The following is a 23196-nucleotide window of genomic DNA, read 5'->3' as shown; positions in this document are numbered from 1 at the left end:
GGACACGTTCAGGCTGCAGCCGGGACAGGCTCCGCGGCGATGACTTCAAGCACGCTGCGTTCGTCCAGCTCGCCGCGGCGGTATTCGCCGGCGGCGCGACGGTCGCGCATCACGAGGACGCGGTCGCTGCAATGCAGGACCTCGGGCAACTCAGACGAGATGAAGAGGATGGACATGCCACTGCCGTCTTCCTTGTGGGCCAGGGCGCGCACGGCATCCATCAGGTCTTCCTTGGCGCGCACGTCGATGCCGCGCGTGGGCTCGTCGAGGATGAGCACGGCCGGATTCGTGGCCAGCCAGCGCGCCAGCAGGGCCTTCTGCTGGTTGCCGCCGCTGAGTTGCCCGATGGGCGTGTCGGCGCTCGGCGTCTTGATGCCCAGGCGCTTGATGTAGTCGTCGGCCAGGGCCTGCTGCGCTTCACGGCTCATGACGAGGCCCAGGCCGTGCCGGGCCTGCAGCGCGAGCAGGATGTTCTCGCGCACCGAGAGGTCGAGGATGGCGCCTTCGTGCTTGCGGTCCTCGGAGCAGAAGGCGATGCCGGCAGCGATGGCCTCGCGCGGCGAGTGCCAGCGGCCCGTACGGCCTTCGGTTTCCACATGACCCGCATCGGCGGCGTCGGCGCCGAACAGCAGGCGCGCGGCCTCGGTGCGGCCGGAGCCCAGCAGGCCGGCCAGGCCCAACACCTCGCCGCGCTTGAGCTCCAGGTCGAGCGGGTGCAGCGCGCCGCGCCGGGTCAGCCCTTGCGCCTTCAACACCGCGGCGCCGGTGTTCGGGGCGCGGCTGTCCAGGCGGGTGGGTTGCTGGTCGGGCGGCGCGCCCACCATCTTGTTGACGAGGGCCAGACGGCTGAGGTCGCTCGCCAGGTACTCGCCCTCGGTCTCGCCATTGCGCATGACCGTGATGCGGTCGGCCAGTGCGTAGGTCTGGTCGAGGAAGTGGGTGACGAAGAGGATGGCCAGGCCCTGCTCGCGCAGGCGGCGCAGCACGGTGAAGAGGCGCTGCACGGCCGCGTCGTCGAGGCTGGAGGTGGGCTCGTCCAGGATGAGCACGCGGGCCTGCACGCGCAGCGCGCGGGCGATGGCCACCATTTGCTGGACGGACAGCGAGTAGCGCGACAGCGGCGTGGTCACGTCGATGTCGAGGTCCATCTGGGCGAGCACTCGTTTGGCTTCGGCGTTCACCGCAGACCAGTCGATGCGACCCCAGCGGCGCGGGAAGCGCCCGGCGCAGATGTTTTCTGCGACGCTGAGGTTGGTGCAGAGGTTGACCTCCTGGTAGACGGTCTGGATGCCGAGGGCTTGGGCTTCTTCGGTGCGGCGCGGGGCGATGGTCTCGCCGCCGAGTTTGATGGTGCCGGCTTCGGGCGTGTAGAGGCCGGTCAGCACCTTGATGAGGGTGGACTTGCCGGCGCCGTTCTGGCCCATCAGCGCATGAACTTCCCCGGGGAACAGGCGCAGGCTGACGTCGCTGAGCGCCTTGACGCTGGGGAAGCCTTTGTGGATGCCGGAGAGCTCCAGCACGGGCTCGGCGGTTCTATGGAGAGTCATGGTTTCGCGTTCTCAAGCCTCGGCGCTTGCAAGCGCCGAGTCCTTCGTGAGGCGTCGGACAGGACGCTGGTCCTGTCCTCGGTTCTCACTCAGTACTTCCGGTTCGGCAATTCCTTGGCCGCCACTTCCGCCGGGAACACGCCCTCGGTCACGGTGATGCGCTTCTCGACCGGCTTCTTGGCGACCACATCCTTGGCCAGCTGCATCAGCTGGGGGCCCAGCAGCGGGTTGCATTCGACGGTGACGTTGAGCTTGCCGGCCTTCATCGCCTCGAAGGCGCCACGCACGCCGTCGATGGAGATGATGACGATGTCGACGCCAGGCTTCAGGCCGGCTTCCTCGATCGCCTGGATCGCACCGATGGCCATGTCGTCGTTGTGCGCGTACAGCACGTCGATCTTCTTGTCGCGCTGCTTCAGGAAGGACTCCATCACTTCCTTGCCCTTGGCGCGCGTGAACTCACCCGACTGCGAGCGGATGATCTGCAGCTTGGAGTTGGTCTTGATGACCTCCTCGAAGCCCTTCTTGCGGTCGATCGCGGGCGCCGAGCCCACGGTGCCCTGCAGCTCGACGATGTTCAGCGAAGCACCAGGCGTCTTGGCAGCGCGCTCGAGCAGCCACTTGGCCGCCTTGCGGCCTTCTTCGACGAAGTCCGAACCGATGAAGGTGACGTAGAGCGACGGATCGGCCACCTTGACGGCGCGGTCGGTCAGGATGACGGGGATGCCGGCCGTCTTGGCTTCCTTGAGCACCGTGTCCCAGCCGGATTCGACGACCGGCGAGAAGGCGATGACGTCGACCTTCTGGGCGATGTAGCTGCGGATGGCCTTGACCTGGTTCTCCTGCTTCTGCTGGGCGTCGGCAAACTTCAGCGTGATGCCGGCGTCCTTGGCCGCGGCCTTGATGGAAGCGGAGTTGGCGGTGCGCCATTCGCTTTCGGCGCCCACCTGGGAGAAGCCCATGACGAGCGGGGCGGCGAGGGCGCTGAACGCAGGGGTCAGCAAAGCGGCGGCCAGCAGGCTGCGACGCAGAATTCTCATGGTTGTCTCCATCTGGGGTCTTGTGACAGCCGATGGTAGGAAGGCCAGTGATGCGCGACCAATGACATTTCTCCGTCAAGCCATGTCGATTTCGGTATGGGCCAGTCTCTCATCTCTGGCCGAGCGGCCTGGCGCGGTCGCCGCGTCTGTGTCGGAATGGCCAGGTAAACAAAGGAACCGACACAGCGCGTCCAAGTGGTACTAGCGGCCTATTTGGTCGACAGCACCAGCACCGTCACTGAATACGGCGCGAAGCTGTAGCTGAACTGCTTGCCGAGCCCGCTCGCCTTGCTCGTCACCGGCACCACCTTGGTCGGCTCGGCGATGGTGTTGGTGTCTTCCTTGTGCGTCGAGCTCAGTACGATTGCCTCGCCTTCGGCCGCCACCTTGACGGCGCCGGCCAGGTCGACCTGCACCGTCTGCGCGTTGCCGATCGCGTTGACGACCTTCAGGTAGATCTCGCCGCGCTGGTCCGACTTGGTCGCCGAGAAGAACATCGTCGGCACCTGCTTGGCCGGCGGCACGTCCTGCGGCGTCTCCTTCTTGGCCTCTTGCTGCCAGGTTTGCATGCCGACCTTCTCGGCGTGCACCGGCAGCGAAACATTGCCCAGATAGTTGCTGAACATCTTTTGCGCGTAGTACGACGGCGAACCGAAGCTGGACTGCGCGTTGTAGCCGATCAGGTTGTACTGCCACTGCATGCCGCCCGGGTTCACGTTCACAAACAGCGGCGCGTAGCAGGACATCTCGACGATGTCGGCATTGCGCTCCATGCCGGCCATGAAGGCGGCATCGGCCAGTGCGCCGTGCAGGTTGGTGGTCGGCGAGCCTTCCTGCCCCGCCCATTCGCCGATGAAGACCTTCGGCCCGCTGCGCGCATAACTGTCATAGCGCGCGGCGTCGTTCATCATCTCCATCGGGTTGTAGTAGTAGTGCTCGTCGATCAGGTCGGGCACCCGGCTGGACAACTTCTGTTGCTGGCCCAGCCAGTCCTTGCCATTGACCGTGGAGATCAGCTTGATCTTCGGGTACTTCTTCTTGATGGCGTCGTGGAACTGGGTGTAGCGGCCGTCGTAGGTCTTGTTCTTCTCGAAGCCATCCTCGTTGCCGATCTCGACATAGCGCAGCTTGAACGGCGCCGGATGGCCGTCCTTGGCGCGCTTGGCGCCCCACTTCGTGCTCACGTCGCCGGTCACATATTCGATTTCGTCGAGCGCGTCCTGGACGAAGGGCTGCAGTTCCTTGCCGACTGGGACGGACTCGCCGTTGAGCGCGTAGCCGGCGAACACCGCCAGCACCGGCTCGGCCTTCATGTCCTCGCACCACAGCAGAAATTCGAGCAGCCCCATGCCGTCGGTGGAGCGGTAGCCCCAGGTGCCGGGATTGCCTGGGCGCTGGTCGATCGGGCCCAGCGTTTCCTTCCACTTGAAGCGGTTCGTCACGCTGCCGCCTTCGACATAGTTCCCGCCGGGGAAGCGCAGGAAGCCCGGCTTCATGTCGATCATCTTTTGCATCAGGTCGGGTCGCAGGCCGTTCGGCCGGTCCTTGTGGGTCGGCGGGAACAGCGACACCAGGTTGAACCACACCTTGCCCGGGCTTTCGGTGGCAAGCACCAGGCGCGCTTCGGCGGTCGGCTTGACGTTCGCACCGGTGGTGAGGGTGACGCTGTAGCGCTTCCATTGGCCGTCGATGCGGCCGCCTTCGGCCTGGGCGTAGACGGTCTTGCCGTCGACGCCTTCAATGCTGATGGTCAGCGGCACGCCGGCGGCGCCGGACGTTTTGGCGTAGAAGCTGGCGCGGTAGCTGGTGTTCGGCGTGACCGGGATGCCCCAGTAGCCAGCATTGGCGATACCGACACGGTGACCCGGCGAAGCGTTCTCGGCGTCGATCCGCAGACTGGTCGTCAGGGCAGTGCCGGCGACCGGGTAACGCTCGTCGAGCGCCATCGCGGCGCTGCCGCCGGCGTCCTGCACCAGCGACCAGTGTTCCGGCGTGTAGCCGTGATTCTTGAAGGCGCGGTTGCGCACCAGTTCCGCATACAGGCCGCCGTCGTAGGAGAAGTTGATCTCCTCGGTCATCAAACCGTACAGGGTCGGGCTGACCGGCAGGCCAGGCTTGGTGAGGTCGATCCTGACGGTGGTCTGCGCCATCGCCAGCGGGGCGATCAGCGCAACCAGCGACACCAGGCGGGAGAGGCGGAAGCGGCGTTGCACGATGGGCATGGCGGCGCTGTGCGATGGAATGTTCGAGGTCATGGGCAGGATGGTCCGTGAGTGAAACTGCGCTTGCGGGCGCTTATGTGTGAGGTTCGCGGCATCTGCGCCGCGAACGTGGTGCCAACAACGCAAGGCCAGGCGCTTGTCCATGAGCAGCAACATTGCGCCGCTGCCATCAGTCAACGCAACAGCCTCAGGCCGTAGAGGCCACCGGCGAGGGAACCCGGCTTGGCAACGAAGCGCACCTCCAGCTTGCCGCCTGCGGCAGCGACGAGATCGGGCGGCAGTGGCACTTCGCGGGCATACAGCGGCTGGGCTTCGGAGGCCAGCGCCAGCTCGGCGACGACACGGCCGTTGACGACCACGTCAAAGCGCCGGCCCGCATCGCCGCTGGCCAGCATCAGGCGCAGCAGCCGGCCCTGTGCCTGCGGGTCGTTCAGCGTGTAGCCGAACCACTGCTTCGCATGCCGCCAGCGGCCGGCCGGCGCGATGCCGGTTTCGGCGCCCTCGCCCTGGAAGCTGTGGTCGGACTCGGGCTGCTGCTCGCCCGGGGCGACCTGGTCGATGGTCTGCGCGTCCAGCGCCAGGCGCTCTTCCTCGGCCTTGGCCAGCTCGGCACGCATCAGGCTCTGCTGGGCCGGCGTGGACCGCGCCCAATAGACCATGTAACGCGAGTCGTGCAGGCGGAAGAAGGGGATGAGCTGCAGCTTGTCCGCGTCCTTGCCACCCTGGATGAGGTCGGGCGCGGTAAAGGTGAGCGGCTGGCCGGGCACGGGCTTGAAGCGGCGGATGAAGTCGGCCTTGTCGCTGACGAACACCGGCGCGCTGTCCTGCGGGCAAACGGCGCCGGCCGGGACTTGGTCCCCACGCGCGCTGTCGGCCATGAAGTTCAGCGTCTCGCCCGGCTGCGGCGTCTTGGCGGCCAGCACGATGGGGCCGTGCAGCACGGCGACGTAGTTCTTCAGGCCGGGCATGGGCTCCAGCGTCGTGCGCATGGGCAGCTCGATGTCGACCCGGTCGCCGGCCTTCCAGTCGCGGCGCAGTTCGACATAGTCGCCGGGCTTGGCCGTCACCTTGACGGGGTTGCCGTTCAGCTTGACCCTCAGCGCGCCGGGCGCGACCCAACCGGGGTAGCGAACCTTGAGCGCGAAGCTGCCGGCGCCGTCCACCGTCAGCCGCGTGCGCGACTCGTCGGGGAACCGGGTGGACTGCGTGAGCTTGATGCCGCGCTCGCGCCAGTCCAGCTTGGAGGCGACGAAGAGGTTGACGACCAGTGCGTCGTCGCCCTCATGCGCGTAGATGAACTCGCCGTGACGCGCGTGGCTCTCGATGCCGGAGCCCACGCAGCACCACATGCTGTCGTCCACCTTGGAGTAGACGCGGTAGTGCTGCGGCCGCATCGGCGTGAAGTAGACCAAGCCGCCATCGCCCGGGTGCTGGGACGCGAGGATGTGGTTGTAGAGCGTGCGCTCGTAGTAGTCGGCGTACTTGCCCGTTCCCGCGCCCTGCTTCGGCCGGGCCTGCGCCAGCAGCGCGGTCAGCTTGAGCATGTTGTAGCTGTTGCAGGTCTCGGGGCCTTCCACCGCGTCGAGCATCGGCTTGAAGTCGTCGGCCGGATGGAAGTGCTCCTTGACGCTGTTGCCGCCGATCGCCACGCTGCGCTTTTCGACGACGGTGCGCCAGAAGAACTCCGCCGCGCGCCAGCCCTCGTCCTCGCCAGCCTGCTGCGCGATGCGCGCAAAGCCGATGACCTTGGGGATCTGCGTGTTGGCATGCAGGCCGGTGAGCTTGTCCTGGCCGGCCGCGAGCGGCTGCAGGATGGCCCGGTGCGAGAAGCGCCGCGCCAGCGCCAGGTAGCGCAGGTCGCCGGTCATCTCGGCCACGTCGGCCAGCACCTCGTTCATGCCGCCGTGCTCGGCGCGCAACATGTCCTGCATCTGCGCGTCGCTCAGCGGCGTGGTCAGGCGCAGCGCCCAGTCGCTCAGGCGCACGAGCATGGCCTTGGCGTCGGCATTGCCGGCGTGCACCCAGGCGTCGCGCAGGCCGGCGAACGTCTTGTGGAGGTTGTACCAGGGCACCCAGCGCCCGTTGAGTCCGAAGCTTTCGACCTTGAGCTCGCCCGCGGCCACCTGGCCCCAAGCCTTGGCGCCGTCGGGAACGCCGCCGATGTAGCCGTTGCCGAGCTTGTCCTGGCAGCGCTTGAGTTCGGCGATGAAGTAGTCCAGTCGCTTCTTGACCTCAGCGTCGCCGGTGGAGGCCCACATCAGCGCCAGCGCTGAAACATAGTGGCCGCCCATGTGACCGTCCAGGCCGTGGGACTCCCAATTGCCGTAGCTGGGCGTAGGCACCGGCAGGCCGGCCTCGCGGCGGAAGGGCGCCAGCAGGCGCTCGGGGTCGAGCGCCATCAGGTAGCGCAGGTCGGTGCTCTGCGCGTCGAGGAACGGCCCGTCCTGTAGACGTACACGATCCAGCGCAAAGGCTTGCGTCGCCGCATGCGCGCCGTGGGCACACAGCGCGAGGGCGAAGATGGCGAGAAGGCGTTTCATTGCGAGCTCCCTGTGCGAACCGCCCACAGCGACACGCCGCCGGAGGACAGCGCGCTGAAGGTCACGACGAATGCGCTGGAGTTGGTGTTCCATTGCCGGGACAGTACGCCGGCATAGGTCGCTCCGCCGCTCACCACACTCAGTTTGTTGCTGCCCTTGTGCATCCAGTTGCCTGTCATGCCGCCGCCGAGCGTGCCATCGGCGTTCAGCGTGACGTTGATCGAAGTCTTGCTCACTGCCGTGATGTCCTTGCCATGGTTGACGAGCTTGTAGTTGCCGGCCGCCTGCGCGGCGCTGACGTCGGCCGTCTGCGCCGGCGTGGCCAGGCTCAGCGGCGCGTAGCGCAGCGGCGCGACGACGAGCCAGCCGTCCTCGTTCAGATGCATCTCGTGCACCCGCACCTCGTGGACCTCGCCGGTGCCAGGGAAGCGCGTGTGAAAGATGATGAAGTACTGACCGGTGGCCGCGTCGTGGTAGGCCGAGTTGTGGCCCGGCGAGACATAGCCCAGCGCCGTGCCGGTCTCGCCGGCCGCGTTGGCGAACTGGTGGCCGCCCATCAGCTTCATGCCGTGCGGCGTGATGCTGGCGTCGTCAAAGACCGTGCCGGCCGCACCCTTGACGGTGGCCATGTCGGTGCCGGCACCATCCACGTAGGGCCCATCGGGTTGCAGGGACCGCGTCACGCGGACGTTGTAGCCGCCGGCCGCATCCAGGCCGCCGAAGGACGTGAACAGGTAGTAGTACTGGCTCTGCGGGCTGTAGAGAACGTAGGCCCCTTCAATGCGCGCATGGTTGCCGCCCATCAGGTGCCTGCCGTAGCCCTGGCCCGGCAGCGGCAGGCCGGTCGTCGCGTTCAGCTGCAGGATGAACAGGCCGCCCGAGTAGGAGCCGTAGATCATCCACAGCTTGCCCGTTGCGTCCTTGAACACCTGGGGGTCGACGACGTTGGGGTGGACGGTCGCGTCATAGACCGTGCCGTCCTCGCTGGGCAGCCCCCACATGCCCGATTTCAGCAGGATCTGCTTGTTGACGTAGGGGCCGTCCACCTTGTCGGCCACGGCCACGCCCAGCGCCGAACGCGGAGAGTCGCCCTTGCAGGCGCAGTAATACATGTAGAACTTGCCGTCGTCGAGCCTTGCGACGTCGGGCGCCCACAGGTCGGTGACCTGGGCCCAGGCGAAGGTATCCGCCAGGGCCGTCGTGACCTTGTTGCCGAACAGCGCGTTGGCGTCGTTGACGCCATCGGCCACTTTGGTCCAGTTCATCAGGTCCGTCGTCTTGGCCGCGGCGAGATGGGAGCCGAAGACGTAGAAGGTGCCGTCGGTGCGGATGACCGAGGGGTCATGCACGGCGACGTTGGCGAAGCTCACCGGTGCCTGCGAAGGCGCAGGCGCTGGGGCCGGCGCGGGCGCGGGTGCAGGTGCGGGAGGCGGAGCGGGTGCCGGCGTCGGTGCAGGCGAAGGCGCCGGCGAGTCGCCGCCGCCCCCGCCGCAGGCCGTCAAGGTGAGCACGGCTGCGCCCGCGAGGAACTCGCGTCGCTTGGGGGCGCTCATGGCTCAGCCTTCGATGGCGACGACCAGGACGGACTTGGCAGGCAGCTTCAGCGTGAGCTTGCCGCCGACGGCCTGCGCCTCATAGGCCTGCGGCGTGACCAGCGGCGCCTTGCCCAGTTCGTTTTGCGCATCCATCGCGGCGGCGGTCAGCAGCTTGCCGCGCGCGGCCTTGGCTGCACCGGCGCCGACCTGCACGCTCAGCTCGGCGGGCTGGTTGGGGTTGGCGTTGACCAGGCCGACGTAGAGCTTGCCGTCCTTGGCCCGCGCGGCCGTCACGCTCAGGCCCGGCATCTCGGCCGCGCCGACCTTGTAGACCGGGTTGTTCTCGATCTTGGCGGGCAGCGAGGTCGCGTCCTGGAAGGGCGTGTACAGCGCGAAGGCGTGGTAGGTCGGCGTCAGGACCAGCTTGTCCTTGGTCGTCTGGATCATGGCCTGCAGCACGTTGACCATCTGCGCGATATTGGTCATCTGCACGCGGTCGGCATGGGCGTGGAAGACGTTGAAGTGCAGGGCCGCGAGCAGCGCGTCGCGCAGCGTGTTGCGCTGGACCAGGAAGCCGGGGTTGGTGCCGGGGTCCGCGTCATACCAGCTGCCCCACTCGTCGAAGTAGAAGCCGATCTTCTTGCTGGGGTCGTTCTTGTCGAGGACGGCCGAGTTCTTGGCGATCATCTGCTCGATCTGCTGGACGTTGCCCAGCGTCGAGATCCATTCGCTCTCGGGGAAGCCGATGGCCGCGCCCTTCTTTTCCCAGTTGCCGGTGGGCAGGGTGTAGGCGTGGTGGGAGATCGCGTTGACGCCCGGCACGCCCTTGCTGAGCACGTCGGTCCACTCGGTCTGCATGCCGTTGCCGCCGCTGGCGATGATGATGGGCCGGTTGTGGCCGGGCGCCCTCAGGAAGGAGGCGACCTGGCGGAACTGGTCGGCGTAGTACTCGGGGCGCATGTTGCCGCCGCAGCCCCAGGTCTCGTTGCCGACGGCGAAGTAATGCACGCGGAAGGGCTTGTCGCGGCCGTTCTTGCGGCGCAGCTCGGCCAGTGAGGACTTGCCCTCGGCCGTCATGTACTCCAGCCATTCGGACATTTCCTGCGCGCTGCCGGTGCCCAGGTTGCCGTTGACGTAGGCCTCGGCGCCGATCTGCTCGACCAGGTCGAAGAACTCGTGCGTGCCAACCGCGTTGTCCTCGGGCACACCGCCCCAGTTGCTGTTGACCTTGACCGGGCGTTGCTTGCGCGGGCCGATGCCTTCGCGCCAGTGGTATTCGTCGGCGAAGCAGCCGCCGGGCCAGCGCACCAGCGGCACCTTGAGCTCCTTGAGCGCCGCGACGACGTCCTTGCGCCAGCCGCGCACATTGGGGATCTTGGAGTCGGGACCGACCCACATGCCCTCGTAAATGCCGGTGCCCAGGTGCTCGGCGAACTGACCGTAGATGTTGCGGTGGATGACGGGGCCGGGCTGGTCGGGGCTGACCACCAGCTTGATGTCGGCGGCCAGGGCGCTGGCGCCCAGGGCCAGGGTCGCCCCCAGCGCGACCACCTTGGCGAGCAGTTGCTTCTTCATCGTCTTGTCTCCTGTCGTTTGTCTTGTGTTGATCTTCAGTTGCGCGTCAGCGCGCCGTCGCGGCGGCGCCAGAGGCCACGCTCGTTCGGTTCGCGCAGCACCGGCGGCAGCAGCGCGCGCGGCATGTTCTGGTAGCAGACCGGGCGCAGGAAGCGCTGGATGGCGGCCGTGCCGACCGAGCTGCTGCGGCCGTCGCTGGTCGCCGGGAAGGGGCCGCCATGGACCATGGCCGTCGACACCTCGACGCCCGTCGGGTAGCCATTGGCCAGGATGCGGCCGACCTTGCGCTCCAGCGCCGGCAGCAGGCGGCGGGCGGCGGCGAGGTCGGCCTCGTCGTCGTCCTGCAGCTGCAGCGTCGCGGTCAGCTGGCCTTCCAGGCTCTCGATGACGGCGAGCAGTTCGTCCAGGTCCGAGCAGGCCACCAGCAGCGAGGCGGGGCCGAAGATCTCGGACTGCATCGCGTGGTTGGCCAGGAAGGCCGCGCCGGTCGTCTTGAACAGGCTGGGCGCACCCTTGCAGGCACTCGATTCACCGCGCAGCAACGTGTCCACGGCAGGCTGGCCGGCAAGCTGGTCCTCGCCGCGCTGGTAGGCGCCGGCGATGCCGGGAGTCAGCATGGTGGCGGCCGGCATGGGCTTGAGGGCCTCGGCAGCGGCGCTGGCGAAGCGGTCGAAGTCCGCGCTGGCCAGGCCCAGCACCAGGCCAGGGTTGGTGCAGAACTGGCCGACGCCCATCGTCAGCGAACCCGCAAAGCCGGTCGCGATCTCGGCGCCGCGCGCGGCTAGCGCGCCAGGCAGCAGGACGACGGGGTTGATGCTGCTCATCTCGGCGTAGACCGGGATGGGCTGGGGCCGCGAAGCCGCCGCGGCCATCAGCGCGATGCCACCGCTGCGCGAGCCGGTGAAGCCGACAGCCTGGATAGCCGGGTGGCGCACCAGCGTGTCGCCGATGCCGTGGCCGCTGCCGGTCAGCAGCGCGAAGACGCCGGCGGGCAGGTTGGACAGCTTGACCGCCTCGACGACCGCGCGGCCGACCAGCTCGGACGTGCCCGGGTGGGCCGAGTGCGCCTTGACGACGACCGGGCAGCCGGCGGCCAGGGCCGCGGCGGTGTCGCCACCGGCGACCGAGAAGGCCAGCGGGAAGTTGCTGGCGCCGAATACGGCCACCGGGCCGACGCCGACGAAGCGCAGGCGCAGGTCCGGCCGCGGCGGTGTGCGGGTGGGCAGCGCCGTGTCGATGCGGGCGTCCTGCCAGCTGCCTTCGCGCAGCAGCTCGGCGAACAGCTTGAGCTGGTTCATCGTGCGGCCACGCTCGCCTTCCAGGCGGGCACGCGGCAGGCCGGTCTCGGCCATGGCGCGCACGATCAGGTCGTCGCCCAGCGCCAGGATCTGCGCGGCGATCTGCTCCAGGAAGTCGGCACGCTCTTGGTCGCTGGTGGCGCGGAAGGTGTCGAACGCGGCGCCGGCGAGGGCACAGGCTTCAGACACCTGGGCCGCGTCGACGGCGTTGAAGTCGGGGCCGATGGCTTCGTTCTTGCCCGGGTCGAAAGCCTGGAAGGGCTTGCCGGCGCCGCGTACCGGCTGGCCGCCGATCAGCGCCAGGCCTTGGATAGTGTTGCTCATGAGGCGTCCTTAATGGGAATGGCGCGGGACGGCAGAGCCGCGCTTGCCGCGCAGGAAATCGAAGTCGCAGCCTTCGTCGGCCTGCAGCACGTGCTGCACGTAGAGGTGCCGATAGCCACTGGCGTCCTGGGGGTCGACGGTTTGTGCCGCGGCCCAGGCGGCCAGGCGCTCGGCCAGCTCGGCCTCCGGCACGTCCAGGTGCAGGCGGCCGCTAGCGCAGTCGAGCTCGATGAAATCGCCCTCCTTGACGACGGCCAGCGGCCCACCGGCGCGCGCCTCGGGCGCGACGTGCAGCACGACGGTGCCGTAGGCGGTGCCGCTCATGCGCGCATCCGAGATGCGCACCATGTCCTTGACGCCAGCGGCGAGCAGCTTCGGGGGCAGGCCCATGTTGCCGACCTCGGCCATGCCGGGGTAGCCCTTGGGGCCGCAGTTCTTCATGACGAGGATTGAGTTGGCGTCGACGTCCAAGTCGGGATCGACGATACGCGCCTTGTAGTCCTCGAAGTCCTCGAACACGACGGCACGGCCGCGGTGCTTCATCAGCTCGGGCGTGGCGGCCGAGGGCTTGAGCACGGCGCCGCGCGGCGCCAGGTTGCCACGCAGGATGCAGATGCCGCCGTCGGCGATCAGCGGCTTGTCCAGCTGGCGGATGACTTCGTCGTCATAGATGGGCGCGTCCACGCAGTTGGTCCACAGGCTCTTGCCGTTGACGGTCAGCGCGTCCTTGTGCGGCAGCAGGCCGCCCTCGCCCAGGCGGCGGATGACGGCGGGCAGGCCGCCGGCGTAATAGAACTCTTCCATCAGGAAGCGGCCCGAAGGCAGCAGGTCCACGACGGTGGGCGTGCCACGGCCGATGCGGGTCCAGTCCTCCAGCTCCAGGTCCACGCCGATGCGCCCGGCGATGGCCTTCAGGTGGATGACGGCGTTGGTCGAGCCGCCGATGGCGGCGTTGACGCGGATGGCGTTCTCGAAGGCTTCCTTGGTCAGCACCTTGGACAGCGTCAGCTGCTCCCACACCATCTCGACGATGCGCATGCCCGACAGATGGGCCAGCACATACCGGCGCGCATCGACGGCGGGAATCGCGGCGTTGTGCGGCAGGGACGTGCCCAGCGCCTCGGCCATGCAGGCCATCGTCGAGGCCGTGCCCATGGTGTTGCAGGTGCCGGCCGAGCGCGAGTGGCCGGCCTCGGCGGCCATGAAGTCGTGCATGCTGAGTTCGCCGGCCTTGACCTGCTCGTGCAGCTGCCACACGGCCGTGCCCGAGCCGATGTTCTTGCCCTTGAGCTTGCCGTTGAGCATCGGGCCGCCGGTGACGACGATGGCCGGCACGTCGACGCTGGCCGCGCCCATCAGCAGGGCCGGCGTGGTCTTGTCGCAGCCCACCAGCAGCACGACGGCGTCCATCGGGTTGCCGCGGATGCTTTCTTCGACGTCCATGCTGGCGAGGTTGCGCGTGAGCATGGCGGTCGGGCGCAGGTTGCTCTCGCCGTTGGAGAACACCGGGAACTCGACCGGGAAGCCGCCCGCCTCCAGGATGCCGCGCTTGACGTGCTCGGCCAGCTTGCGGAAGTGGGCGTTGCAGGGGGTCAGCTCGCTCCAGGTGTTGCAGATGCCGATGATGGGCTTGCCCTGGAATTCATGGTCGGGGATGCCCTGGTTCTTCATCCAGGAGCGGTACATGAAACCGTTCTTGTCCTGGGTGCCGAACCACTCGGCGGAGCGCAGCTTGACCTTGCTCTTCTTGTCGTCAGTCGTCATGTGTTGTCTCGATGTCGTTCCCGGCACGCAGGTTTGCCGCTTCATGGAGCTGGCTGCGCCATGCAGACGCGGGCAGCCCGTCAAACGATGCTAGGGGCCGAGAGATACGCGATCCAATCAAATTCCACAACGTATCGATATCGAAACCGGCATCAATCAAGCCGGGAAGGCTTGCCAAACAGCGGCATGCCGTCGGCCGACCACCGCAGCGGCTTCACGAAGGTGTGGCGGTCGGGGTTCCACAACGGGTCGCCGACGATCTCGGTGTAGGTGCGGGCGTGATAGACCAGCAGCACCTCGTCGGGGTCGTCGCCAGCCGTGAAGCTGTTGTGACCGGGGCCGAAGACGCTGTCCTCGGCGCAACTGCGCATGACCGGCTGGACGGACTTGCGCCAGCTCGCCGGGTCCAGCAGGTCGGCGTTTTCATCCGCCCAAAGCAGGCCCATGGCGTAGTTCTCGTCGGTGGCGCTGGCTGAGTAGCTGATGAAGACGCGGCCGTTTCTCCGCAGCACCGAGGGCCCTTCGTTGACGAGGAAGCCGCGGCACTCCCAGGCGTACTCGGGCCGGCTCAGCAGCACCGGCGCGCCACCCAGTTGCCAGGGCGTTTTCATCGGTGCGAGGTAGACGTTGGAGTTGCCGGGTATGGCCGGGTCCTTCTGCGCCCACAGGTAATAGAGCTGGCCGCGATGGGTGAAGGTCGTCGCGTCAAGGCAGAAGCTGTCGATGCCGGAATCGACCTGGCCCACGAACTCCCAGGCGCCGCCGAGCGGGTCCCTGGCCTGGTTGCGGATCGCGTACATCCGATGCTGGAACATGCCCAGGCCATCCAGCGCGCGGGTCGGCGCGGCCGCGAAGTAGACATACCAGGCGTCGTCGTTGAAATGCAACTCGGGGGCCCAGATCAGTTCGGAATACGAGCCCGTATCGGGCTTGTGCCAGACGTCGAAAACCGGCGCATCCACCAGGCCCTCGATGGTGAGGGCGCGGCGGATCTCGATGCGGTCGTACTGCGGCACCGAGGCGGTGAAGTAGTAAAAGCCGTCAGAGTGGCGGCTGATGTGGGGATCGGCGCGCTGGCGGATCAGCGGTTCAAGCAGGTCAGACATGGGTACGGCGGCATAAAAAGGGGCGTTACCGGCGAGGCGCCTGCAACGCCCTGGACGCGCCGAGGGTCGTCGGGTTCAAAGCTTCCAGCGCACCGACACCCCCACCGTGCGGTCGTAGTAGCGCACGTCGCGCACCAGCGACGGGGTCTGGTCGAAGTAGTCGTGATAGGACTGGTTGAGCAGGTTGGTGACATCCACCGACATCGTCAGCTGCTTGTTGAAGCTGTAGCCGAACGAGGCGTCCAGCGTGCGCAGCGGCGCCACCCACAACTCACGGCCCGTCGTGCGGTAAGGCTTCTCGGCCAGGAACTTGCTGCGCCAGTTGTAGGCCAGGCGGGCGTAAATGTCACCGTACTCGTACAAGCCGACCAGGTTGTAGGCCGACTTGGACTGGCCGAGGAAGGGGCCGGTCACGCCGTTCGGGTCGGTCTGCTTGCCGGTCATGAAGGTGTAGTTGGCCTCCAGGCCGAAGCCGCCAAGCCAGCCGGGCAGGAAGTCGTAGAACTGGCGGTAGCTCAGCTCGTAGCCGTGCAGATTGGCCTTGTTGATGTTGATCGGCTGCGTGATGCGGTAAGGCACGCCACCGATCGTCGTCTCGACCGTCTGCGAGTACACACGGTTCTTGAACTTGTGCTCGAAAGCCGTGGCCGTCACCGAGCCGGTGCGGGCGAAGTAGTACTCCAGCGCCGCGTCCACATTGGTGGACTCGGTCGGTTTGAGCTGCGGGTTGCCGCCGTTGGCCGTGCCGTAGGTGACGCCGCCGCCCGGGGGCGTGAAAGTGATGCCGGGGTTGTAGTCGACGAAGTTCGGGCGCTCGATGGCCTTGCCGGTCACCAGGCGGGCGATCAGCTTGGACGTCAGCTCGGCCTTCAGCGACAGCGTCGGCAGCGCGTCGGTGCGCGAGGTGTCGATGTTGACCGGCGTGATGACGCCGGTGCTGGCATTGCGGGAGTTGCCCATCAGCTTCTGCTCGGTGCGCACGACACGCAGGCCGAACACGCCGGTCACCGGCACACCGCCGGCGTTGAAGCCGAACTTGGTGCGGCCGTAGATCGCCTGGGTCGTCTCGCTGTCGTCGAACAGCGTCATCGGGTCATAGGCCGTCAGCGCGCCGTTGCCGTTGGTCAGCAGCTTGCGGAAGGCTTCGCCGTTGTTCAGCAGCCAGTCGCGGTCGGCATAGACGTATTGCTTGACGCCGTAGTCGCCCCAGGTGGGCGGCGACACCGAGAACATGTCCGCCAGCGCGGCATCGGCCGTCGACTTGCCCACGGCCGAGAAGCTGGTCGTCCAGGGCATGGTGGTGCCGATGGACATGGCCGTGCGCTTGGCCAGGCGTGCGCCGCCGCTGACCTCGCGGAAGAAGCCGTCGCCGATGTCATAGGTCGCGTCGCCGCGCCAGTCGGTGTTGTGGCCGTCGCGCTCGCCGCGCACATCCACGCCGCCGTTGATGCGGAAGTTGGCCTTGCTGGTCAAGTCCAGGTTGGGGTAGTTGATGTAGCCGCCGCCGTCCTGCACCTTGGCCACCGTGCTGGTGGGCGAGTAGCCGGTGTCCAGGATGCGGTTGACCCAGTCGATCTGGCTGTTGGTGCGGGCCAGCTCGGTGGACAGGCGCAGGCGGTCGGTCACGTCCCAGTGGCCGCCCAGGGCCACCTGGGCATTGCTGACCGTGTCGTGCTTGGCCTGCGTGGAAGTGAAGCCCCAACCGTTGTAGTTGGTGTTGGTGACCGTGTCCATGAAGTTGGTGCCGGGCTTGACGGTCACCACCGAGGTCGGCTCGAAGACCGGCGCACCGGCCACCAGGAAGGACTGCTGGAAGCGGTGGTTGATGCTGGTGCCGAAGCCTTCCAGATAGACCTCCTTGTCGGCGCTCGGCTTCCACTGCAGCGCGAAGTTGCCGGCCAGGCGCTTGCGGTCGCCGAGGTCCAGCACACGGCCGACGGCGTCGGAGCCGACGATGCTGCGGCCGGCGTTCGTGAAGGTCAGCGGGTCGCCGACCCATGCGCGCTCATCGTGGTACTTGCCGCGCTGGTAGGACAGGCCGAACAGGGCGCCAACCTCACCGAGGTCGGTCTTCCAGCGGTTGGAGGCCATGCCGCTCAGGTCAGGGTTGTTGACGTCGGCCTTGTCGCGGTGCTCCATGCGGCCGTTGACGACGAACTGCGCGCCCTTGAAGTCGAAGGGGCGGTTGGTGCGCACGTCGATGACGCCGGCCGTGCCGCCTTCGGGCAGGCTGGCTTCCTGGGTCTTGTAGACGTCAATGCGCTTGAGCATCGTCGCCGGCACGTCGGCCAGATAGAGGCTGCGGCCCGAGTCCGAGAAGAACTCGCGGCCGTTCAGCAGCGTGACGATGCCGCCCAAGCCGCGCACGATGACCGTGCCGGCCTCGCCGTTGCCGCGCTGGATCTGCACGCCGGTGACGCGGCCGACCAGCTCGGCCACGTTCTTGTCGGGGAACTTGCCGATGTCCTCGGCGACGATGGAGTCGACGACCTGGTCGGAATTCTTCTTGATGGCCTGCGCCGTCTCGGCCGAGGCGCGGGCGCCGGTGACGACGACGGTCTCCAGCTGCTGGTCGGCAGCGGCCGCAGCGGCCTGCTGCGCCAGCGCGCTGCCGGACAGGGCGGCCAGCGCGGCGGCGGCCGTCAGGCTCAGGGCAAAGCTCGGGAAATTCTGGAAATGGGCACGCGCATGCCGCGGCGCCAGGCCTTGTTGCTTCATCTTGTCTCCGGAAATCGTTATGGGTGCAGATCCAACCCTGGCAGCGTCGGCCTCTCGGGGGCCGGTGGCTCGGGTCTGAAATCATGCTAGGGGCCCGACCGATTCGCGACTAATCACATTTTTGGATTTATCGATGCTGGTTTTCGCATCATTACCGCGGGTATTTACCAGGAAGGCGGCAATGACCCTGACGGCCGGGTGATGGCGCGCCCCTATTATCGAAAGCCGCCGCCCCAAACCCTTGATCCATGTCCGCCGAGGTTATTTCGCCACCCACTGCAAACCTCCGCCAACCGTTCGGCCTGTTTGTGCTCGCCGGCGCTGAAATGTGGGAGCGATTCAGTTTCTACGGCGTTCGCTCGCTGCTGGTGCTGTATCTGGTGGAGGCTTTGCAATATTCGCGGGCCGACGCAGTTTCGGTCGTCGGCATGTATACCGGCTCGGCGTTCTTCTGCGCCATCTTCGGCGGTTGGCTGGCGGACCGCCTCCTGGGCCAGCGTCGCGCGGTGCTGCTGGGCATGCTGCTGATGATGGCCGGCCATGTCGCACTCGGCGCGGGCCAGCCCGTCACCCTGGGCCTGGGTTTGCTGGCGGTGGGCACCGGCCTTTTCAAACCCACCACGACGGCCATGGTCGGTGCGCTATATCTGCCAGACGACGCGCGGCGCCAGGGTGGGTATACGGTGTTTTATATGGGCATCAATATCGGCGCGGCCCTGTCCGCGCTGATCGGTGGGTATCTGGCGCAGCGCCACGGCTGGGGTTATGGATTCATGTCTGCCGCGGCGGGCATGGCCGTCGGCGTCGTGGTTTTCATGGCCGGTTGGCGCTGGTTGCCGCCTGTGGCTGCGCCAGCGCCCGAGCCGGCACGCGCGGCCTGGACTGATGCGCAGGCGCGGCGCCGCATCCAGGTCATCTTGCTGATGTCGCTGGTGGCCATCTGCTTTTACATCGGCTACGAACAGGCGGCTGGCGCGATGACGCTGTTCGTGCGCGACCACGTCTCGCCGCAATTCCTCGGCATCGAGCTGACCGCCGCGCAGTTCCTGGCCGTGAACCCCCTGCTCGTCATCCTGCTGGCGCCGCTGTCAGCGCGCCTGCTTTCGCGGCTGGGCTGGCCGGAATTTCGCGTGCAGGGCCTGGGCATGATGGTGCTGGGCCTGAGCTTCGTGCTGCTGCAGGCGTTGCAGGGCCGCGCCGCGCAGGGCGAGGTCATTCCGGCCTGGATGATGGTCGGCGTCATCGGCGTGCAGACGCTGGCCGAGCTGCTGGTCGTGCCCATCGGGCTGGCCGTGGTGTCACGGTATGCGCCAGCCGGCTGGGCGGCCACGTTGATGGGCGCCTGGATGCTGGCCAAGGCCACGGCCGGCCTGCTGGCCGGCCAGCTCTATGGCTGGCTGCTGCCGACGGGGCTGTCGCTCTACGGGGTGGTGACCGCCATCGGCATCGCCGGGGGCCTGCTGCTGATCTCGGCGTCCGGCGCACTGCGGCGATACGCCGGCATGGGCGACCTGCGCCCGGGCTGAGCGTCAGCTGGCGACCTTGAGCGCCGCCTGGTGCAGGCGCACCATGTGATAGGGATCGGGCTGCGCATCACGGCAGCCGCCGCTCTTGCAGGGCAGGGCATCGGCCGCGCGCCAGCCGCCATGCTCGGCGTCGATGAGCTGGGTCTTGATCAGCCCCTGCGTCTGCTCGTAGCGCCGCCACAGGTCGTTGCGGCCCGTGGCCTGGCCCGCGACGAGCAGGGCATGCAGGCATTCGGCCTGCTGCCACCAGCCCTTGTGCGCGTCGGCCTTGCCTCCGTCCGGAAAGGCTTTCAGGCCGCAGCCGCCGTCGATGTCGTCATAGCCGGTGGCCAGCGCATAGGCGAGCACCCGCTCGGCCACCTGGGCATAGATGGGCGACACCAGCGCGCCCTTCATCAGCAGATGGCTCCATTCGAACTGGTGGCCGATGTCGATATAGCCGCCGGCTTCCCGCGTCGGCAAGGGCTTCCAGCCCTCGTCGTACCACTCGGGGATGTGGGCGCTGCCCTCGGCCTGTCCTTGCAGCAGCTTGTAGGCGACGAAGTCGCCCAGGCGCCGGGCGCCGGCCTCGACGGTCTTGTCGCCGGTGGCATCGCGCAGAGCCAGCAGCGCCTCGAACATGTGCATGATCGGGTTCTGCGTGCGCGCGCCCGGAATGGGCTTGAAGTCACGCTCGCATTCGTTGTAGAGGCCACCGGCCGGCTCGAAGAAGTTGAGTTCGATCTCGCGCCAGGCCTGCAGGGCCGCATCGCGATAGCGCACATCGCCTCCAATGCGGTAGATCTCGGCCAGCGCCAGCAACGCAAAGGCATGGCCGTAGGCGCGCTTGATCGAGGCGCGCGGGATGCCGTCCGCTCCCACGGTGTGGAAGAAGCCGCCATGCACCGGGTCGCGGAAGCGCTGCAACAGATAGTCGGCGCCCCGCCGGGCCACCTTGAGATAACCCGCATCTGGGATGAACTCATGGCCAGCGGCGAAGGCGTAGACGAGGCGGGCCTGGCCGATCAGCTCGAGTTCCGGCTGGGGCTGGGGCTGCCAGGCGCGGTTGAAGGCCAGCTGGAAGCTGCCGTCGGGCCGCAGCGCATGACCATGCCAGTGCAGCAGCAGGGCCTCAAGATCGTCCCGGTGCCAGCCGGTATCGATGCGGTTGCGGATGCGCGCATCCGGGTCGCTGCAGGCGGCCAGGGCGGCGAGCAGCGCGAGGACAGACCGGCGGTCGAGCTTCACGTCAACGACCATGGGGCCAGGTGGCCCGCTTGGTCGGTCCCTTGCTCGACCTGCCGCGCGCGGTCCAGAGCTTGTAGGCCGCCGGCGTCAGCTCGCGCTTGAGCAGGGCCACCAGCTCGCCATGCCCGATGCCATGCATCAGCAACACCTTGGTGTAGGGCGGTGTGTCCTCGAACGCGGTGGCGATGACACGCTTGACTTCTTCTGGATTGAGCTTGGGTGCGGGCTTGGCCATGCCCGCATTCTGTCAGCCGAAGCACCGGGCTCACCCCGCCAATGCGGGGGTGGGGCCCTTCGCCCAAGCGGCCAGTGCCGTCCTACAGCGCCTGTGCCGTCGCGCTGGCACCACGCCTCGGTGCGGCACGCCAGCATCGGGGCCATTGACTGACCCATCGGCTCGCGCCGCTACAGCCATGACCTCTTCCACTCCCGTCGTGACCCTGACACCCAAGCCCGTCGCCGCACCCAACCGGCGGCCCGCCCTGTCACTGCTGGCCTCCGAGCCGGCGCGCGCCACGCTGGAAGCCTGGGCCGCGTTGATGCAGTGGGGCAAGACGCCCAGCCAGGTCGGCGCCGGCCACACCGTGGTGCTGTTCCCCGGCCTGGGAACGGACGGCCTGACGCTGTGGCCGCTGCGCCGGCATCTGGAGCGCGCCGGCTTTCGGGCGCTGGACTGGGGGCAGGGCATGAACACCGGGCCCAAGGGCGACGTCGATGCCTGGCTGGAGACGTTGGCCGACAAGCTGCACGAGCGCGTGGCGCCGGCACGGGAGGTCAGCTTCGTGGGCTGGAGCCTGGGCGGCTTCTATGCGCGCGAGCTGGCCAAGCGCTGGCACGACCGCGTGCACCACGTCGTCACCATCGGCACGCCCTTCAATGGCAGCGTCGACGACACCAACGTGGGCTGGCTGTTCCGCCTGCTGAACGGGCGCGAGGCCCCCGCCGAGGCGGCGCTGCGCGAGCGCCTGGCGGAGCCGCCGCCGGTGCCGACGATCTCGCTGTACAGCCGCCGCGACGGTGTCGTCTCGTGGGAAGCCTGCACGCACGCGCGCCGCTGGCCGCTGGCGCGAGACATCGAGGTGCAGGCCAGCCATATGGGCATGGGCTGGGCGCCCGAGGTGCTGAACCACGTGACGGGCGTGCTGGGCTGCCGCCGCCAGACCACCTGAGTTCGCGGCCGAGCGCCGGGCCTGCCATGGGCCAGAGGCCCATGGCCTTCCGTAGGCACAAGCAGTCCGCAGGGACTGCTTGTGTCCGACTCCAGTTCACCTAGCCGGCCCGCGCTGGCGATGTGCTCGCGGCTCGATGCCGCGAGCATCGCCGTGCCCTCGGGGCTGAGGCCGGACACATCGCGCCCAGTGGGCGGGATGTGCCTGCCGAAGAGCTGCGGCACCTGCCGCGGCGCGGTCTGCAAGACCGACCAGGGCGCCCGCGTTCAGCGAGGCGGACTGGACGAGGGGCTAACGGTCAGCCGCCGCGCGTCACCGGCATCGAGACCCTGTCGGCCGGCAGCTTCATGTGGCTGGCCAGCTCCAGCTTGGCGAGCGAATTGCGGTGCACCTCGTCCGGGCCATCGGCCAGGCGCAGCGTGCGCTGGTGTGCCCACATCATGGCCAGCGGCGTGTCGTCGCTGACGCCCATGCCGCCGAACACCTGGATGGCCCAGTCGATGACCTGCAAGGCCATGTTGGGCGCGACGATCTTGATCATCGCGATCTCGGCCTTGGCGACCTTGTTGCCCACCGTGTCCATCATGTAGGCGGCTTTCAGCGTCAACAGGCGCGCCTGTTCGATCATGCAGCGCGACTCGGCGATGCGCTCCTGCGTGACGGTCTGCTGGGCAATCGTCTTGCCAAAGGCCGTGCGGGCGATGGCGCGTTCGCACAGCAGCTGCAGGGCGCGCTCGGCGGCGCCGATGCTGCGCATGCAGTGGTGGATGCGGCCCGGGCCCAGGCGCCCCTGCGCGATCTCGAAGCCGCGGCCCTCGCCGAGCAGGATGTTGCTGGCGGGCACGCGCACATTCTTCAGCTCGACTTCCATGTGGCCGTGGGGCGCGTCGTCATAGCCGAACACGGACAGCGGACGGACCACCGTGATGCCCGGCGCGTTCGCCGGCACGACGATCATGGACTGCTGCTCGTGGCGGCCGGCCTCTTCGTTGGTCTTGCCCATGACGATGTAGACGGCACAGCGCGGGTCGCCAGCACCGGAGCTCCACCACTTGCGGCCGTTGATGACGTAGTCGTCGCCATCGCGCTCGATGCGGCATTCGATGTTGGTGGCGTCGCTCGAAGCCACGGCCGGCTCGGTCATCAGGAAGGCCGAGCGGATCTCGCCGCGCAGCAGCGGCTCCAGCCATTTGTCCTTCAGCCCCTCGGACGCATAGCGCTCCAGCGTCTCCATGTTGCCGGTGTCGGGTGCCGAGCAGTTGAAGACCTCGGGCGCCCAGAACACGCGGCCCATGATCTCGCACATCGGTGCATATTCGAGGTTGGACAGGCCCCCGGGCGCGCGAGCGGACTTGGGCAGGAAGAGGTTCCACAAACCGGCCGCGCGGGCCTTGGGCTTGAGCTCCTCGATGACCTTCGTAGGCACCCAGGGATTGCCGGCGCGACGGTTGGCAGCCACCTCGTCGAGATAGCGCTTCTCGTTCGGATAGATGTGCTCGTCGAAGAAGGCAAGCAGGCGCTCACGCATCTGCGCGACCTTGGGGCTGTAGTCGAAGTTCATGGCGCGGCTTCTTTCGAGTGCGGGGTGCGCCAGTGTGGCGCAGC

Annotated in this window: 15 protein-coding genes; 2 read left to right on the top strand and 13 right to left on the bottom strand. The window is 67.6% G+C overall.

Annotated elements, in window-relative coordinates; translation table 11 throughout:
• Positions 1-8 precede the first annotated feature (8 nt).
• The 10 genes from AC1DW0_RS04965 to AC1DW0_RS04920 all read right to left on the bottom strand — a co-directional run bounded on the left by AC1DW0_RS04965 (position 9) and on the right by AC1DW0_RS04920 (position 17669).
• Entirely contained in the window at positions 9-1547 is a 1539-nt protein-coding gene (locus AC1DW0_RS04965) for a sugar ABC transporter ATP-binding protein (protein ID WP_477945089.1), read from the bottom strand.
• 89 nt (positions 1548-1636) lie between these two features.
• On the bottom strand, positions 1637-2587 hold the full coding sequence (locus AC1DW0_RS04960) for an ABC transporter substrate-binding protein (protein ID WP_457388749.1): 951 nt from the start codon (positions 2585-2587) through the stop codon (positions 1637-1639).
• Positions 2588-2796: 209 nt separating this feature from the next.
• On the bottom strand, positions 2797-4842 hold the full coding sequence (locus AC1DW0_RS04955) for an alpha-L-arabinofuranosidase C-terminal domain-containing protein (protein ID WP_477945088.1): 2046 nt from the start codon (positions 4840-4842) through the stop codon (positions 2797-2799).
• A 140-nt stretch (positions 4843-4982) separates the two neighbouring features.
• Positions 4983-7349: a beta-L-arabinofuranosidase domain-containing protein gene (locus AC1DW0_RS04950; RefSeq protein ID WP_457320039.1), complete on the bottom strand. Its 2367-nt coding sequence runs from the start codon at positions 7347-7349 to the stop codon at positions 4983-4985.
• Positions 7346-8902, bottom strand: coding sequence for a glycoside hydrolase family 43 protein (locus AC1DW0_RS04945; RefSeq protein ID WP_082532317.1), 1557 nt, complete (start codon positions 8900-8902; stop codon positions 7346-7348). Before AC1DW0_RS04945 ends, AC1DW0_RS04950 begins: the two co-directional genes overlap by 4 nt.
• Positions 8903-8905: 3 nt before the next feature.
• Positions 8906-10459, bottom strand: coding sequence for an alpha-N-arabinofuranosidase (locus tag AC1DW0_RS04940; RefSeq protein WP_056191226.1), 1554 nt, complete (start codon positions 10457-10459; stop codon positions 8906-8908).
• 35 nt (positions 10460-10494) lie between these two features.
• Complete coding sequence (locus tag AC1DW0_RS04935; protein WP_477945087.1) at positions 10495-12081, bottom strand: aldehyde dehydrogenase (NADP(+)); 1587 nt, start codon at positions 12079-12081, stop codon at positions 10495-10497.
• 9 nt (positions 12082-12090) lie between these two features.
• Positions 12091-13845 (bottom strand): IlvD/Edd family dehydratase, encoded by a 1755-nt coding sequence (locus AC1DW0_RS04930; protein WP_457320045.1) that lies wholly within the window; start codon positions 13843-13845, stop codon positions 12091-12093.
• Between the two features lie 152 nt (positions 13846-13997).
• Entirely contained in the window at positions 13998-14951 is a 954-nt protein-coding gene (locus tag AC1DW0_RS04925) for a glycoside hydrolase family 43 protein (protein ID WP_477945086.1), read from the bottom strand.
• 75 nt (positions 14952-15026) lie between these two features.
• On the bottom strand, positions 15027-17669 hold the full coding sequence (locus AC1DW0_RS04920) for a TonB-dependent receptor (RefSeq protein ID WP_056191219.1): 2643 nt from the start codon (positions 17667-17669) through the stop codon (positions 15027-15029).
• Positions 17670-17917: 248 nt separating this feature from the next.
• Here AC1DW0_RS04920 and AC1DW0_RS04915 point away from each other — a divergent pair, with 248 nt between their 5' ends.
• Positions 17918-19195 carry a peptide MFS transporter gene (locus AC1DW0_RS04915; protein ID WP_457320051.1) on the top strand — a complete coding sequence of 426 codons (1278 nt, stop codon included), beginning with the start codon at positions 17918-17920 and terminating at the stop codon, positions 19193-19195.
• 3 nt (positions 19196-19198) lie between these two features.
• Here AC1DW0_RS04915 and AC1DW0_RS04910 read toward each other — a convergent pair whose 3' ends face one another.
• Positions 19199-20434, bottom strand: coding sequence for an AGE family epimerase/isomerase (locus AC1DW0_RS04910; protein ID WP_056191216.1), 1236 nt, complete (start codon positions 20432-20434; stop codon positions 19199-19201).
• Positions 20424-20657 (bottom strand): DUF2805 domain-containing protein, encoded by a 234-nt coding sequence (locus AC1DW0_RS04905; protein WP_056191214.1) that lies wholly within the window; start codon positions 20655-20657, stop codon positions 20424-20426. The genes AC1DW0_RS04910 and AC1DW0_RS04905 overlap by 11 nt, the downstream gene beginning before the upstream one ends.
• A gap of 178 nt (positions 20658-20835) precedes the next feature.
• Between AC1DW0_RS04905 and AC1DW0_RS04900 the strand changes: the two genes are divergently transcribed.
• On the top strand, positions 20836-21591 hold the full coding sequence (locus AC1DW0_RS04900; protein ID WP_056191212.1) for an esterase/lipase family protein: 756 nt from the start codon (positions 20836-20838) through the stop codon (positions 21589-21591).
• Positions 21592-21889: 298 nt separating this feature from the next.
• On the opposite strand, the gene AC1DW0_RS04895 is transcribed toward AC1DW0_RS04900, so the two are convergent.
• Positions 21890-23152, bottom strand: a complete 1263-nt coding sequence (locus AC1DW0_RS04895; protein ID WP_477945085.1) for an acyl-CoA dehydrogenase family protein — start codon at positions 23150-23152, stop codon at positions 21890-21892.
• Between the last annotated feature and the right edge of the window lie 44 nt (positions 23153-23196).

It is taken from the genome of Roseateles sp. P4_D2 (assembly GCF_056401875.1).
The sequence above is the reverse complement of the archived record's forward strand: the minus strand, read 5'-3'. Positions and strand labels throughout refer to the sequence as shown.

Coding starts and splice junctions, on each gene's coding strand:
- AC1DW0_RS04900 (WP_056191212.1), top strand. CDS start 20,836: ATGACCTCTTCCACTCCCGTCGTGACCCTGACACCCAAGCCCGTCGCC.
- AC1DW0_RS04905 (WP_056191214.1), bottom strand. CDS start 20,657: ATGGCCAAGCCCGCACCCAAGCTCAATCCAGAAGAAGTCAAGCGTGTC.
- AC1DW0_RS04940 (WP_056191226.1), bottom strand. CDS start 10,459: ATGAAGAAGCAACTGCTCGCCAAGGTGGTCGCGCTGGGGGCGACCCTG.
- AC1DW0_RS04915 (WP_457320051.1), top strand. CDS start 17,918: ATGTCCGCCGAGGTTATTTCGCCACCCACTGCAAACCTCCGCCAACCG.
- AC1DW0_RS04920 (WP_056191219.1), bottom strand. CDS start 17,669: ATGAAGCAACAAGGCCTGGCGCCGCGGCATGCGCGTGCCCATTTCCAG.
- AC1DW0_RS04910 (WP_056191216.1), bottom strand. CDS start 20,434: ATGGTCGTTGACGTGAAGCTCGACCGCCGGTCTGTCCTCGCGCTGCTC.
- AC1DW0_RS04950 (WP_457320039.1), bottom strand. CDS start 7,349: ATGAAACGCCTTCTCGCCATCTTCGCCCTCGCGCTGTGTGCCCACGGC.
- AC1DW0_RS04945 (WP_082532317.1), bottom strand. CDS start 8,902: ATGAGCGCCCCCAAGCGACGCGAGTTCCTCGCGGGCGCAGCCGTGCTC.
- AC1DW0_RS04960 (WP_457388749.1), bottom strand. CDS start 2,587: ATGAGAATTCTGCGTCGCAGCCTGCTGGCCGCCGCTTTGCTGACCCCT.
- AC1DW0_RS04965 (WP_477945089.1), bottom strand. CDS start 1,547: ATGACTCTCCATAGAACCGCCGAGCCCGTGCTGGAGCTCTCCGGCATC.
- AC1DW0_RS04925 (WP_477945086.1), bottom strand. CDS start 14,951: ATGTCTGACCTGCTTGAACCGCTGATCCGCCAGCGCGCCGATCCCCAC.
- AC1DW0_RS04895 (WP_477945085.1), bottom strand. CDS start 23,152: ATGAACTTCGACTACAGCCCCAAGGTCGCGCAGATGCGTGAGCGCCTG.
- AC1DW0_RS04935 (WP_477945087.1), bottom strand. CDS start 12,081: ATGAGCAACACTATCCAAGGCCTGGCGCTGATCGGCGGCCAGCCGGTA.
- AC1DW0_RS04930 (WP_457320045.1), bottom strand. CDS start 13,845: ATGACGACTGACGACAAGAAGAGCAAGGTCAAGCTGCGCTCCGCCGAG.
- AC1DW0_RS04955 (WP_477945088.1), bottom strand. CDS start 4,842: ATGACCTCGAACATTCCATCGCACAGCGCCGCCATGCCCATCGTGCAA.